We start from the raw sequence: 12,472 nt of genomic DNA, 5'->3' as shown, positions 1-12,472 counted from the left end.
GATCGTTGCGACGTTTTCAGGGAGGAAGGCCGGCGCGCCGTAACGCCGTCCGTTCCGCCTTATACGTGGGGAGACTGCCATGCGCCACACCGTGATTGGTTTATTCGACAGCTATTCTCAAGCGGAAGTCGCGCGCGATACGCTTGTGCAGACCGGTTTTGCACGTGAAACGATCGAGTTGCAGGCAAACCCGGAACCCTCCGCCGGCTCCGCAACCGATGAGGTTGCCAGCTCCGGCGTGCTCGCCAATATCGAACGCTTTCTGTCGAGCCTGTTTGCGACCGGATCGCGAGCGCCGGATACGGCGCGCTATGCCGAAGCCGTGCGCCGCGGCGCCGTGCTGGTGTGCGTGAACGCGGCCAGCGAATCGCATGCGGAACTCGCGCGCAATACCTTGAAGAGGCTGGGCGCGACCGATATCGGCGAACGCTCGCCTGATTGGGACGCACAGCCGGAATCGAGCCGCGATCATTCGATACTCGACGAACTCGGCATCGGCGCCGTGATGCCCGGCACGCCGCATACCGCGAGCGTAGCAACGCCGGGGTCAACAACCACGCGGCCTGCAACGCCGGCCGATCCACGCTATCCGCCGCCGCTCATGGGCACCGACGCCGAGCCGTTCGTCCCGCCGCCGCTATCCGAGCGGCCGGTGCGCGACCCAGTCAACGAGCCGGTCACCGATCCGCTGGTCGGCGACGCGGGACGTACCGCGATCGCTGCCGGTTCGATGCCGGGATCGGGCGCGATCTTGCAGCCGTCGGAAGTCGTCTCCGAAGCGGCGCAGCCGACCGCAGGTTTAAGTGGGCAGATTCCGAACGAGTATCTGGAATACGAAGAGGATTTCCGCACGCACTTCGACGAGCAATACGCAGCCGAGGACTCGCGCTACGAAGATTACGTGCCGGCCTATCGCTACGGCGCGGAGATCGGCCGGGACGCGCGTTATCGCGACCAGCCGTGGGACGACGTCGAGCCGGAGGCCCGGCGCCATTGGGAATCCACCTCGCCGGACAGCACGTGGGAGCGCTTCAAGCTCGCCGTGCGTCACGGCTGGGAACGGGTAACCGGACATCACCACGTATAGGCAGATGCGGCGGCAGCGCCGACGTGCCATGAACTCGCGGCAACGGCGGCGCTTCCCCGGTGAGACGTCTACGGAGTACGCGAAGCCGCCGTCAGGCAGCGGTCTGACGTTTGACCCACGCGACGTAGCGGTCGACGAAAGTCTGCAAAAACTTGCGCGTGCCGTCGTTCACGATCTCGCCTTTCTCGTTGATGACCGCCGGGTCGTGCTTGATGAACACTTCAGGTTGGCCGAGTGTGGCGACATCGAGATACGCCAGCACATTGCGCAGATGCTGTTGCGCCAGCGCCGTGCCGGTCGCGCCGAGCGAGGTGCCGATCACGGCGCCTGGCTTGTTTCCCCACGAATTGGTACCCCACGGCCGTGAGCCCCAGTCGAGCGCGTTCTTCAGAACGCCCGGCATGGAGCGGTTGTACTCGGGCGTGACGAACAGAAGGCCATCCGCGGCTTCGATGCGCTGCTTCAGGTGTTTGGCGACTTCGGGATAGTCGGCGTCGTAGTCCTGGCTATAGAGCGGCAAGGAGCCGATATCGAGGAATTCGAATGTGAAGTCGGCGGGCGCGAGGGAAATCACGGCTTGCGCCAATTGGCGGTTAAACGACTCGCGGCGCAGGCTGCCGACGACAACTGCGATGTGATAGGCCATGTTCGCTTCCTTGAGGTGAGGCGCTTGACGCGCGAAAGGGTACGAACTGTCCATCATAGGCAAAAGCGGCGCGGGATGACGGCGGGGAGTTCAAAAACTTCCCCACTTTCGGCGGCGCACATTCAGGCCTTGAAAATACGGCCGGTGGATAACCGGGTAGCGCCTAAAGTTATCCACAGATTTACTGAATAACCTTGTGGATAACTGGTACTTTTGCCTTGTCAATCAAGCATGCTTTCGGCCTAGGACGTTTTTAGGCAAACGGACATTCTCCGCTGCCCTGGCGGATGAAAATCCAGCCGTGCAGCAGAGATGGGAGCATTCATTCCGGAACGGCGATGTCGCCATCCACAAGCTGCCAGCCGTAGGTCTCGGCAAACACCTGGGCCTCGTCGGCGTTTTCAAAAAACGGCATGTCCGCGTGGCCCTGAAAGGGGTAGATCACGCGCTCATCGCTCAAGCGGACCACTTTCAGCGTGGGCACCGTCCCGCTGGATGTTCGACGCGACGACACCACGACCTGATAGTTCGCGCGGCCGGTGAGCGGCGTGGAATCCGCGCCCTGCGCGCGCCTGGAAACGTGACTTGCCATCGGTGCTCGCATCAAAGCCCGGCGATCGACTGGCCAGCTACCATGCCGTCGATCAACCGTTCCGCGTAACTTGCCGACGCAATGCGCGCGTCGCCGGCCGCGCCAAACGGAGAACGGCTCGGCACGCGAAATACGCGGCTGGAGGTCAAGGTGTCGTCCGAGCCGCGCCGGCAGATTCGCACGGCGGCGTCGAAGCCCGCATCGTAGTGGCGGGCGCCATCGGGAGAGCGCGGCTGGTGCGGATAAACCAGTGGATAAATCTCGAGGCCCCGGTAACTTCTGATCGTATTGCTCATGGTGATCGTCTCCGATGAAGGATTCCGCTTGAAACGTGTGGCTGTCTGCCCAGAGTGAGGCCGGACGAATCGCTGCGTTTCAGCGAAAACAAGTGTTGATCAACGATGCGCGTATTAGGCGGCCGCGCCTGTCAGGCCACGCCGACGACACCGTAAAGCGTTGTAGAAGGAAAGGACCCCGTTCGATTCAGGGCGCGGTGATGAGAGGCTAATGCCTGAGAGACTACGCAAGACGCGCAGGAGAGCTGCAAGCTGTTGGCTCACTGTAACACGTTAGAAGAGCGAGCATTAGGCGCATTTGCGTGCCGGGCGCGAGTGTTGCTTTAGCGTGCCGGGTATGGTTTGCGGCTTTCTGTTTTGTGATGCTCATACGCCGATGGGATGGGCCCGCCGCCACATTCCGCAGACACATTCGACGTGATTCAAACAACGTGTCGGATCAAGTCCGATCAAATGCAAAAAAGGGCGCCTTTATCAGCGCCCTTCTTGATTTCGACAATTCGTCTTGTCGGCAGACTTGTGCCGGACATGCTTCCGGCTGCGTCCACCAGACGATTAGTTGCCGAAGAACACGTTGCAATACGAAGCCGGGCCATTGCATTGAGCCGGCGCAGCGGCTTGAGCTGCGCCCGAAGCTGCTGCAAACAGGGCGACGGAAGCGATCAGGGCGGTAAGAATGCGTTTCATGGTGCTACTCCTCTTCAGCATTTGGTTTGCGATCTGGTGCGATCGATGGAGTGAAGAATAGCGATTCAGTGTCCGCATAAAAACACCGAAGACGAGAAGACTTTTTTTCAAATAATGAAATAATCCGGATGCGTGTTTAGGGCGAGTCTGAGAGGTATGCGGCTGCACGCCTCACTCACCTACTCACAGGTTGCAGTTCGTCACCACCGCCTTGATTTCATTTTGCGCAATAATGTTTTTTGCTGTCATAAAGCTTGCTGTGGCACGACTAAAGTCATCAGGTCATCGCTGCTGGCGGGCACATGTTCAATACCGATTCGCTTGCGCAGGAACGTGCGGGAGAATGGCGCACACGTCCAGGAAGTGCGCAAGGAGACCCCCTCACCTATGAACCACAGCGATTCAGGAGAAAACGTGCGGCAACGGCCGGCGCGGCGACGGAGCGTGCCATGGCGCAAGTAAGCGGGCCGGCGCTCGACGATCCCGTCTATCTGACGCAACTGCGGCGCGACCTGTTGCGCTTCGCCCGTTTGCAACTCCGCGATGCCGCTGCCGCCGAAGACGCGGTCCAGGAGGCACTGGCCGCCGCCTGGACACAGGCCGACCGGTTTGCCGCGCAGTCAGAGCACAAGACATGGGTGTTCGGCATCCTGCGGCACAAGCTCGTCGACACCTTGCGCGCCCGGCAGCGCACGGTGAACCTGTCGGCGCTCGAATCCGAAATCGACGGCGAAGCGCTGCTCGATCGCGAGCTCTTCAAGGACAACGGCCACTGGTCGCGCGAGAGCAAGCCACAGCCCTGGCCGACGCCGGAAACCGCACTGCGTCAACAGCAATTCTGGACCTTGTTCGAGATGTGTCTGGAACACTTGCCCGAGCACATCGGGCGTGTGTTCATGATGCGCGAATTCCTCGATCTCGATACTGAAGCGATCTGCGCCGAACTGCAGATGACCGCCAATCACTGCAGCGTGCTGATCTACCGCGCGCGGCTGCGCTTGCGCACTTGCCTGAGCGAAAAGGGCCTATCCAGGGAGGATGCGAATGGGGAAGTGTAAGAACATCACGCGTCTGTTGTCGGACGCGCTCGACCGCCGTTTGACGACCGGCGAATGGGTCGCGATCCGGCTGCATCTGCCGACTTGCAGCGGCTGCCGCAATTACCGCAAACAGATCCGTCTGCTGCGCGTGGCGGCGCACACGGCGAGCGGAATTGCGACGCCGGGGGCGAATGGCAGCGACGATTGATGCGCGGCGTCCGGGCTTTGGCGGGGCTCTGAACTGCGGGAGTGGAGCAGCGGCGTTGAGTTGCGGCGTTGAGTTGCGGCGTCGAGTTGCGACGTTGAGTTGCGACGTTGAGTTGCGACGTTGAGTTGCGACGTTGAGTTGCGACGTTGAGTTGCGACGTTGAGTTGCGACGTTGAGTTGCGACGTTGAGTTGCGACGTTGAGTTGTGGCGTCGAGGGCCGCGGCGAACGGCGGCGGTATTGAACGCTTCCTCGACTGTTGACTCTGTTTAGCGCTCCCCGGGCGGCGTGTTTCGATAGCGTTCGAAGAAGCTTGCGTGCGACGCTTCATCAATGGCAACGGGATGCACTTCGGCGCGAGCCGGATGCTTGACCAACTGCGCCCGCGTGCGGATCGGCCGATGCTGGAAATTGCCGCCGCAGTTCGGACACACGTTGCGCAGCGTGCTGAGCGCACACACTTCACAGAAGGTGCATTCGTACGTGCAGATCATCGCGTCGGGCGCGTTCGGCGGCAGTGATTTACCGCATCCTTCGCAGGACGGTCTCAGTTCAAGCATGGTGCCTCTCCGCGTTGGCAGGGAACGAGGTGCGGGAGCGCACCTCGCATGTCCGTATCGAAGCAGTGTAAGCGGACAGGGATATGAGGAATTGACGGTTGAGCATCAATTCCTGCCACTGCTTGCGGTTCCTGGGCCGCGGTCAGGTCAGGTCAGGTCAGCAGGGTCCACAACGCGAACGTCAATACAAGGCCGACGACGGATACGATCGTCTGCAGCACCGACCAGACCAGAACCGTCTGCTTCAATTGCAACCCGAAGTATTCGCGCACCATCCAGAAGCCCGCGTCATTCACGTGGCAAAAGAACACGGAACCCGCGCCGATCGCGAGTGCCATCAGCGAATTGTGAGTCGTGCTGAGGCCCGCCACGACCGGCGCGACAATACCGGCAGTCGTGGTGGTGGCAACCGTCGCGGAACCGGTGGCCTGCCGCAGCGCGACGGCAATCAGCCACGCCAGCAGAATCAGCGGCATGTGCGCACCAATGGCGATCTTGCCGATCGTCGTGCTGATGCCGGCCACCACCAGCGCCTGCTTGAGGCCCCCACCTGCGCCGATGGTCAGCAACAGCGCGGCGATCGGCGGCAAGCTCTTGCGCAGAATGCCGCCGACCCGGTCGCGCGCCATGCCACGCGACCAGCCCAGCGCAACCACGGCGAACAGCACGGTGAGGCCGAGCGCAACCAACGGCTCACCCAGGAAATTGAGTGCGTTGAAGAGAAAGGTTTCCGGTTGAAGCAGAAGTTTGGCGACCGTGCGGCCCAGCATCAACACGACCGGCAACAGGATCGTGATGAGCGAGACCGCGAAACTCGGCGGTTCACCGGTATCCTGGTACGCGGTGAAAAGCTTGCCCATTTCTTCCGGCTCGACCACGTGCATCCGTTTCGACAACCAGATGCCGTAGACCGGGCCCGCGAGGATAACCGCCGGAATTGCGACAATCAGGCCGAGACCCAGCGTCAGACCGAGATCGGCATGCAACGCGCTCACCGCGATCAGCGGGCCCGGATGCGGCGGCAGCAGCGCATGCAACGTGGTCATGCCCGCGAGCGCGGGAATCGCAATCCGCAGGATCGGCTGCTGCGAGCGGCGTGCCATCACGAAGATGATCGGCACCATCATCACCAGACCGACTTCAAAGAAAAGCGGTAAGCCGACGATGATCGCCACCAGCGCCATCATCCACGGCAGCGTGCGCGGCGTGGAGTGTTTGAGGATGGTCGAGACGAGCCGGTCGGCAGCGCCCGATTCGGCCATCAGCGCACCGAGCATCGCGCCAAGCGCAATGATGATGCCGACGTCGCCGAGCAACGCACCGGCGCCTTTGCTGAATGCGCTGGCGACCGCTTCCAGCGGCAGTCCGGCCGAAAAGCCCGCCGCGAACGTGCCGACCAGAATCGACAGAAACGGCGCGAGCTTCAGCACGCTGATAAAAACGATGATCAGTGCGAGCCCGAGCACGCACGACAAAATCAGTTGAGTGTCGTGGGATGACCACGGCGCGAGTGTTGTCGTCAGATGCACGATGTCCCTTTTTCGGTTGACGCAGCCGCGACTACGCGCGGATGACGGATTGTAGCGGGGCAAGGTGACTTGACGCAGTCAGACGCGCAGCGAGGAACCTCGGACGTATCCCGTCCCTTCCGGCGTGATTTGCTTATGCGAATTTATCGGTTCGTCCAGGCTGGCAGACGAATTATCGTCTGCAGCTAATCGGTCCGTTTTGCGTCCGTCTTTTTAACGAGCACTTTTATGTCCCGTCATCCGCTGCTCAACCGCCGCGCGTTTATTGCCGGCGTGGGCGCCTCGCTGGCCGCTGCGGCCTTGCCCGTTGTCTCTACATCAGTCTTCGCCGCGGATGCGCATCCGAAGGAATTTCGTATCGGTTATCAGAAAGCGGCCAATACGCTCGTATTGCTGAAGGCGCACGGCACGCTCGAAAAACGGCTCGCGCCGCTCGGCATCACGGTCAAGTGGACGGAGTTTCCCGCCGGGCCGCAGCTGCTCGAAGGGTTGAATGTCGGCGCGATCGACTTCGGTTATGTCGGCGAGGCGCCGCCGGTATTCGCGCAGGCGGCGGGCGCGAACTTCGTCTACACCGCTTATGAAATTCCGACGCCGCATGCCGAAGGCATCCTCGTGCATCAGGACGCGCCGATCAAAACGCTGGCCGATCTGAAGGGCAAAAAGATCGCGCTCAACAAAGGCTCGGACGTTCACTGGTTTCTGGTCGCCGCGTTGCAGAAGAGCGGCGTGAAGTACAGCGACATCCAGCCCGTTTTTCTGGCGCCCGCCGATGCACGGGCGGCCTTCGAACGCGGTGCGATCGACGCATGGGCGATCTGGGATCCGTTCCTCGAGGCGGCAAAACGCCAGTCCAATGCCCGCTTGCTCGCCGACGCCGAAGGTATCGTAAGTCACCATCAATTCTTCCTGAGCGCGCGACCGTTTGCGCAGCAAAACGGCGACGTGCTCGCGATCATGATGGACGAGGTAAGCAAAGAAGGCACGTGGGTACGCGGCCACTACAGCGAAGCTGCCGCTCAACTCGCACCGATTCAAGGGCTCGACGCGGGCGTGATCGAAGCGGGCTTGCGGCACTACGCGCACATCTACAAGCCCATCGACGCAGCCGTGCTTGCAGAACAACAGCGTATTGCCGACACATTCAGCGAATTGCGCATCATCCCGACAAGGATCGTGACGAAGGATGCTGCGTTGCCTGCCAAGGCTTAGGTTACTTAGGCCGTGTTGTTCGACGCTTAGGCGAATAGTGCTCCGACATTTTCCGGCGGGCGGCCAATCACGGCCCGTCCGTTTCGCACGACAATCGGTCGTTGCAGGAGAATGGGATGCTTCGCCAATGCTTCGTATAACTGAGCGTCGCCTAACGTGACGTCGGAAAGTCCGAGTGCTTTGTATTCAGCTTCGGTGTCGCGGATCATCTCGCGGACTGTGCAGCCTAGCTGCGCGTTGAGTTGCTTTAACTGTGCGACCGTGAGCGGCTGCTTCAGGTATTCGACGATTTCCGTTGCTTCGTTTGCGCTGTTGTAGGTGGAGACGATCAGGTCGCAGGTGGCTCGCGATTTTGAACAGCGGGGGTTGTGGTAGATGGTGATCATGGGCGTTTAGATGGGCGTTGCCTGTTTCGGGTTGCGGGGAGTCTTGGAGGGGATTTTAGCGGGTGCTGAGGATCGGGTGAGGTGATGAGTGACGCTGAGCGATCGGGGGGTTGTTTGGTCGGGGACGCGGTTTGTCTGTTGGTGATGATGTCGTTCGATTTATGCGCATAAAGCGTCGGTTGGGGATTGTCATTGCGTGCCCTTAGGGTGGTGTGCGTGGCTCCGGAGGACGCTTCGATTCGTATTGGGTGCTCGTCTTTGATGGTATGAGCGCTGTGCTTCTTGCGCCATCGCCATCGCCATCGCCATCGCCATCGCCATCGCCATCGCCATCGCCATCGCCATCGTCCCAGTCCCAGTCCCAGTCCCAGTCCCAGTCCCAGTCCCAGTCCCAGTCCCAGTCCCAGTCCCAGTCCCAGTCCCAGTCCCAGTCCCAGTCCCAGTCCCAGTCCCAGTCCCAGTCCCAGTCCCAGTCCCAGTCCCAGTCCCAGATGCCGTGCCGTGCCGTGCCGTGCCGTGCCGTGCCGTGCCGTGCCGTGCCGTGCCGTGCCGTGCCGTGCCGGTAGGATCATGCGGCGATCTGCCCGGTTAAACCAAGCAGTAGCGACGACTCGATCCGTGAGTGGCGCCCAAGAAGTTTATGCGCATAAAGTCATCGACTCGAGATGAATCACGGCACGATCCAGATAGGCGTAGCCCCTTCACGAACCTATAACCTCGCCATGCCAAAGTGACACGGTCAAACGAGGCAACGACAAGTCCGCGCTGACTGGTACTCCCGGCTATGTCCAATGGCGACACCCCATGTCACGTTGGATCGTCTGGCTGCTTCACACCTTTCGCTATCCTCATTCCGGTTGATATATCCCAGACGCCATCCCCGCGTTGCCGCCGCGGATAGCGTTTCCGGTCGCCACGCTGTAGCACCCCGCGCAACCGTCTTTATGCGCATAAACCTATCCCGAACGGCTAATTCTTCTCGCGTTTACACAAAAACGATTGAAATGCGAATTCATCCAGGTAAAATCCATTTGCGTCTAAAAAGAGGAGGTGAAGATTGGCAGCAGAAATCATCGCGGTAACTCAGCAGAAGGGTGGAGTCGGGAAGAGCACAATCGCGATGCACCTCGGCGCTGCGTTCCATGAGAAAGGCAAGCGCGTCCTCGTCGTAGACGCAGATGGTCAAAACACACTGATCCACTGGGCCAGTGCATCATCAGACGGCGACACCGGCATCCCCTTTCCGGTAGTCAACCTCTCCGAAGCCGGCAGCCAGATCCATCGCGAGATCAAGAAATTCGTGGCTGACTACGACATCATCGTCGTCGACTGCCCGCCCTCCATCACCGAGAAAGTGTCCGGCGTCGTGCTGCTCGCGGCGAGCGTCGCGATTATGCCGACGTCGTCGTCGCCCGCCGACTATTGGTCGAGCGTCGGACTGGTGAAGCTCGTACAGCAAGCCCAGGTAATGAACGAAGACCTGCGCGCAGTCTTTCTGCTGAATAAGACCGAAGAGAAACGGATGCTGACGCGTGAACTGAAGCGCGCGTTGGAAGAGCTCGGTTTCCCACTGCTCAAGACTCAAATCCCAACGCGTGAAGCCTATAAGCAGGCGATGGCGTTAGGGCAGACAGTGCTTCAGATGAACGATCGCGGCGCCAAGCTCGCCGCCATCGAAGTACGGGCGTGCGCCAACGAGATCGCAGCCCTGCTCCCCTGAATTTATGCGCATAAAGGACCCTGAATGAAACCCTCCCAATTCGCCAAAGGCTTTCAAGCACGTCCTGATACGACCAGCAGCGAAAAGCGAACCGCTCTCGACCGCTTGAATGCGATCGACGGTTTGGTTAAGAACGGCGCCAAGACTGGCGACATACCGAGCCGCACCGTCCAGTCAGTCATGTCGCAGGACACCCCGGAAGCGGACGCCGCCGAGATCGCCAACGAGTCGGCGAACTACCGTGCATGGCGGCTCGAACATGCCTATCGGCCGGGCCAGGTCGTCGAACTCGCACTCAAAACGATCAAGCCGAGCCCGTTCAATCCGCGCCATTTCTATCTGAAGCCGTCGATTGCCGACCTTGCCGTCAATCTGGCCAAGCAGGGCCAGCAGCAGGCGATCCACGTCATTCCCGATTACGACAATCCCGGCACCTACTTCGTCAGCGACGGTGGCCGGCGTGTGCGTGCGCTTAAAGAAGCGAACAAGGAATCGGTTAAGGCGATCGTCATCGATCTGCCGATCGGCATCCAAAGCTATAAGCTCGGCTACGACCTCAACGTCCAGCGCGATTCGCAGACGGTGTTCGACAACGCCGTCGTCTGGAGACGCTTTCTCGACGAGCAGCATTTCCAGAGCCAGAAGGAACTCGCCGAGCATCTCGGACTGGACGAGTCGACCGTGGCGGTCGCCTTGTCGATTGCGAAGCTTCCCGAGGCGGTCATGCATGAAATGGTCGCGCGGCCCGACCGCTTCGGCTCGAACATGGCCTATCAGGTGGGCCGTTATCACTCGGCCCGCGGCGCCGACGCTACGCTGCGCCTGATCAACAAGATCCTCTCGGACGACCTGAGCACGCGACAAGTCGCGGACATCGTGAAGGGCAGGGCAAGCACACAGGAAAGCACCAAGCCGGCAGGTCGGCAGCGCTATGCACAGCGTCTGGAAATCAAGCTTGGCGGTGTCTCCGTCGGCGATCTGAAATCATATGGGGACGATCGGATCGAACTGCGCCTGAAGGGTCTCACGCGTGAAAAGCGCGACGACATTCTTCGTCAGATTGAAAAGATGCTGAAGTAACAGCGGGGAAAGTATCCGCAGGAAAAGAAACGGCGGCACACTCACGTGTGCCGCCGTTTTTCCTGAAGCGATCTTGATGGCTAAGCCGCGCGCGATTGGCTCAGCGTGAAGGCGAGCAGGTCGCCGTCGGTGGGTTGGCCCCACGTTTTGCGAGCCAGCCAATCGAAGAACGCCGTTTCGACGATCTTCGATTCCAGTCCACGACGGCGCCAGTCGTCCCGCATGTGCGTGCCGAGATCCGGCAACTCGTCGTCCTCAAACGACTTCCGCGCAATCTCCCGTTCCGACTCACCTTGTTCTTCATAAAGCTCGCGCGCTTCCTTGCGACGAACCGCCGAGTACTCGCCAAGCAGACGCGCTTTCAGGTCGTCCGCCGGCGCAGCGACCGCGGCTTTGCCACCACTACCGGACGGCAGTACTTCGACCGGCGGCGCATAGCCTTTCTTCAACGCATCCTTGAACAGCGCCGGCGCGCTACGCACAGCGGGCAAAGACGTGCTGCGCATGCGTTGTTCGGTCATCTGCAAAGCGGCGCGAATCCGGTTTTCTTCGCTATCGGCGTAGAGCGTTTGCGCTTCTTTCAACGGAATACCGATCTTCACCATCCGGTCGACCAGGGTGCTGTCGAACACATTCGGGTGTTCGTCGAGTGCAAGCATGGGCTGCTTGCGCTCGGTCACGCGGAACTGGATCTCGGCGACACGCCGTCCTTCCCGGTGCTCGATCAATTCGACGAAGATATTGGTGACCGCATTCACTTCGGCGATAGCCGGCCGCAGGTAATCACGCTTGAAGTATTTGTACTCGCGCTTCGCCTCGTCGCCCGCCTCGGTATCAGGCGTGCCGGAGAGGATAGGGCGCCACCATTCCCATGATTCGCGCATCGTCAGATGGCTCGGGTTGGTCAGGTAGCGAACGCAAATCTCGTAAAGCGCGAGACCCGCGCTACTGCGCAACTGGCTCTGGAATTGCAGACTCAGCCGTGCATACTGAACCGGATCGAGCAGCTTCTTCTTGATCTTCGGCGCGAACGAGAACTCCACCCAGACGCGGCGGGTGGTGGGGTCTTCGAGAATTTCCGCATCGGCAATCAGCGTGGAAATACCCCATTTCCGGCCCGGCTTCTGGCTGGACGTGCCGGTACTCCATTCAACCTGCACCGACACCATGCGCCGCAGGTGCTCTTTCACGAGTGCGGTGTCGTTCGAATCGAAAGCCGAATTGGCGACGATGTCGGACAGCAAGGCCCGATAAGTGTCGCCAGACTCGTCAGCTTGCTGGGCGACGGCGAGGAGCACGTTGAACAGCTTACGGGTGAGGAGCGTGATCTTGCCGCTCTTAGGCTGGATGGCGATCGCCTCTACGGCCTTGCGCAATTCGGCCGAACTCGGGCTGACTACGTCTGTCTTCTTCGCGCGCTTCGTGGCCAT

14 protein-coding genes are annotated in these 12,472 nt (G+C 60.5%); 6 read left to right on the top strand and 8 right to left on the bottom strand.

Translation table 11 applies throughout. The annotated features are described in order from the left end of the window. Nucleotides 1–79: 79 nt before the first annotated feature. On the top strand, nucleotides 80–1,087 hold the full coding sequence (locus ACOSV0_RS20505; protein WP_434113054.1) for a hypothetical protein: 1,008 nt from the start codon (nucleotides 80–82) through the stop codon (nucleotides 1,085–1,087). Nucleotides 1,088–1,178: 91 nt separating this feature from the next. Here the strand turns inward: ACOSV0_RS20505 and ACOSV0_RS20500 are convergent, their stop codons facing one another. The 4 genes from ACOSV0_RS20500 to ACOSV0_RS20485 form a co-directional block, all read right to left on the bottom strand. Continuing rightward, nucleotides 1,179–1,733 carry an NADPH-dependent FMN reductase gene (locus tag ACOSV0_RS20500; RefSeq protein WP_434113052.1) on the bottom strand — a complete coding sequence of 185 codons (555 nt, stop codon included), beginning with the start codon at nucleotides 1,731–1,733 and terminating at the stop codon, nucleotides 1,179–1,181. A 322-nt stretch (nucleotides 1,734–2,055) separates the two neighbouring features. Further along, nucleotides 2,056–2,325: a DUF6723 family protein gene (locus tag ACOSV0_RS20495; RefSeq protein ID WP_434113050.1), complete on the bottom strand. Its 270-nt coding sequence runs from the start codon at nucleotides 2,323–2,325 to the stop codon at nucleotides 2,056–2,058. Between the two features lie 11 nt (nucleotides 2,326–2,336). Then, entirely contained in the window at nucleotides 2,337–2,621 is a 285-nt protein-coding gene (locus ACOSV0_RS20490) for a hypothetical protein (RefSeq protein WP_434113049.1), read from the bottom strand. 555 nt (nucleotides 2,622–3,176) lie between these two features. Then, entirely contained in the window at nucleotides 3,177–3,308 is a 132-nt protein-coding gene (locus tag ACOSV0_RS20485) for a hypothetical protein (RefSeq protein ID WP_256737959.1), read from the bottom strand. A 449-nt stretch (nucleotides 3,309–3,757) separates the two neighbouring features. Here ACOSV0_RS20485 and ACOSV0_RS20480 point away from each other — a divergent pair, with 449 nt between their 5' ends. Together ACOSV0_RS20480 and ACOSV0_RS20475 are read left to right on the top strand one after the other, a co-directional pair. Beyond that, complete coding sequence (locus ACOSV0_RS20480) at nucleotides 3,758–4,366, top strand: RNA polymerase factor sigma-70 (protein WP_434113047.1); 609 nt, start codon at nucleotides 3,758–3,760, stop codon at nucleotides 4,364–4,366. Continuing rightward, a complete protein-coding gene (locus ACOSV0_RS20475) occupies nucleotides 4,353–4,556 on the top strand; it encodes a zf-HC2 domain-containing protein (RefSeq protein WP_434113045.1) in 204 nt (67 codons plus the stop codon). The genes ACOSV0_RS20480 and ACOSV0_RS20475 overlap by 14 nt, the downstream gene beginning before the upstream one ends. A 268-nt stretch (nucleotides 4,557–4,824) precedes the next feature. Here ACOSV0_RS20475 and ACOSV0_RS20470 read toward each other — a convergent pair whose 3' ends face one another. Together ACOSV0_RS20470 and ACOSV0_RS20465 are read right to left on the bottom strand one after the other, a co-directional pair. Beyond that, complete coding sequence (locus ACOSV0_RS20470) at nucleotides 4,825–5,115, bottom strand: DUF1272 domain-containing protein (RefSeq protein ID WP_434113043.1); 291 nt, start codon at nucleotides 5,113–5,115, stop codon at nucleotides 4,825–4,827. Nucleotides 5,116–5,267: 152 nt separating this feature from the next. After that, nucleotides 5,268–6,644 carry a gluconate:H+ symporter gene (locus tag ACOSV0_RS20465; RefSeq protein ID WP_434113041.1) on the bottom strand — a complete coding sequence of 459 codons (1,377 nt, stop codon included), beginning with the start codon at nucleotides 6,642–6,644 and terminating at the stop codon, nucleotides 5,268–5,270. Nucleotides 6,645–6,872: 228 nt separating this feature from the next. Between ACOSV0_RS20465 and ACOSV0_RS20460 the strand changes: the two genes are divergently transcribed. Continuing rightward, nucleotides 6,873–7,856: a sulfonate ABC transporter substrate-binding protein gene (locus ACOSV0_RS20460; RefSeq protein WP_434113039.1), complete on the top strand. Its 984-nt coding sequence runs from the start codon at nucleotides 6,873–6,875 to the stop codon at nucleotides 7,854–7,856. Nucleotides 7,857–7,882: 26 nt separating this feature from the next. On the opposite strand, the gene arsC is transcribed toward ACOSV0_RS20460, so the two are convergent. Continuing rightward, entirely contained in the window at nucleotides 7,883–8,242 is a 360-nt protein-coding gene (arsC, locus tag ACOSV0_RS20455; protein ID WP_434113038.1) for an arsenate reductase (glutaredoxin), read from the bottom strand. Between the two features lie 1,057 nt (nucleotides 8,243–9,299). Between arsC and parA the strand changes: the two genes are divergently transcribed. Both parA and ACOSV0_RS20445 read left to right on the top strand, forming a co-directional pair. Further along, entirely contained in the window at nucleotides 9,300–9,962 is a 663-nt protein-coding gene (parA, locus tag ACOSV0_RS20450) for a ParA family partition ATPase (RefSeq protein ID WP_063498136.1), read from the top strand. 24 nt (nucleotides 9,963–9,986) lie between these two features. Further along, nucleotides 9,987–11,042, top strand: coding sequence for a ParB/RepB/Spo0J family partition protein (locus tag ACOSV0_RS20445; protein WP_434113036.1), 1,056 nt, complete (start codon nucleotides 9,987–9,989; stop codon nucleotides 11,040–11,042). A gap of 80 nt (nucleotides 11,043–11,122) precedes the next feature. Here ACOSV0_RS20445 and ACOSV0_RS20440 read toward each other — a convergent pair whose 3' ends face one another. Then, nucleotides 11,123–12,472, bottom strand: coding sequence for a replication initiation protein (locus ACOSV0_RS20440; RefSeq protein ID WP_434113035.1), 1,350 nt, complete (start codon nucleotides 12,470–12,472; stop codon nucleotides 11,123–11,125).

The organism is Paraburkholderia caffeinilytica (genome assembly GCF_051027425.1).
Taxonomy (GTDB): Bacteria; Pseudomonadota; Gammaproteobacteria; order Burkholderiales; family Burkholderiaceae; genus Paraburkholderia; species Paraburkholderia caffeinilytica_A.
Note: the sequence above shows the minus strand (reverse complement) of the source record. Positions and strands in the feature narration are given on the sequence as shown.

What these genes read in the sequence shown, in the direction of transcription:
- ACOSV0_RS20480 (WP_434113047.1), top strand. Translation starts at nt 3,758, where the DNA reads ATGGCGCAAGTAAGCGGGCCGGCGCTCGACGATCCCGTCTATCTGACG.
- ACOSV0_RS20505 (WP_434113054.1), top strand. Translation starts at nt 80, where the DNA reads ATGCGCCACACCGTGATTGGTTTATTCGACAGCTATTCTCAAGCGGAA.
- ACOSV0_RS20460 (WP_434113039.1), top strand. Translation starts at nt 6,873, where the DNA reads ATGTCCCGTCATCCGCTGCTCAACCGCCGCGCGTTTATTGCCGGCGTG.
- ACOSV0_RS20445 (WP_434113036.1), top strand. Translation starts at nt 9,987, where the DNA reads ATGAAACCCTCCCAATTCGCCAAAGGCTTTCAAGCACGTCCTGATACG.
- ACOSV0_RS20490 (WP_434113049.1), bottom strand. Translation starts at nt 2,621, where the DNA reads ATGAGCAATACGATCAGAAGTTACCGGGGCCTCGAGATTTATCCACTG.
- ACOSV0_RS20495 (WP_434113050.1), bottom strand. Translation starts at nt 2,325, where the DNA reads ATGGCAAGTCACGTTTCCAGGCGCGCGCAGGGCGCGGATTCCACGCCG.
- ACOSV0_RS20485 (WP_256737959.1), bottom strand. Translation starts at nt 3,308, where the DNA reads ATGAAACGCATTCTTACCGCCCTGATCGCTTCCGTCGCCCTGTTTGCA.
- ACOSV0_RS20440 (WP_434113035.1), bottom strand. Translation starts at nt 12,472, where the DNA reads ATGGCCACGAAGCGCGCGAAGAAGACAGACGTAGTCAGCCCGAGTTCG.
- ACOSV0_RS20500 (WP_434113052.1), bottom strand. Translation starts at nt 1,733, where the DNA reads ATGGCCTATCACATCGCAGTTGTCGTCGGCAGCCTGCGCCGCGAGTCG.
- ACOSV0_RS20475 (WP_434113045.1), top strand. Translation starts at nt 4,353, where the DNA reads ATGGGGAAGTGTAAGAACATCACGCGTCTGTTGTCGGACGCGCTCGAC.
- arsC (WP_434113038.1), bottom strand. Translation starts at nt 8,242, where the DNA reads ATGATCACCATCTACCACAACCCCCGCTGTTCAAAATCGCGAGCCACC.
- ACOSV0_RS20470 (WP_434113043.1), bottom strand. Translation starts at nt 5,115, where the DNA reads ATGCTTGAACTGAGACCGTCCTGCGAAGGATGCGGTAAATCACTGCCG.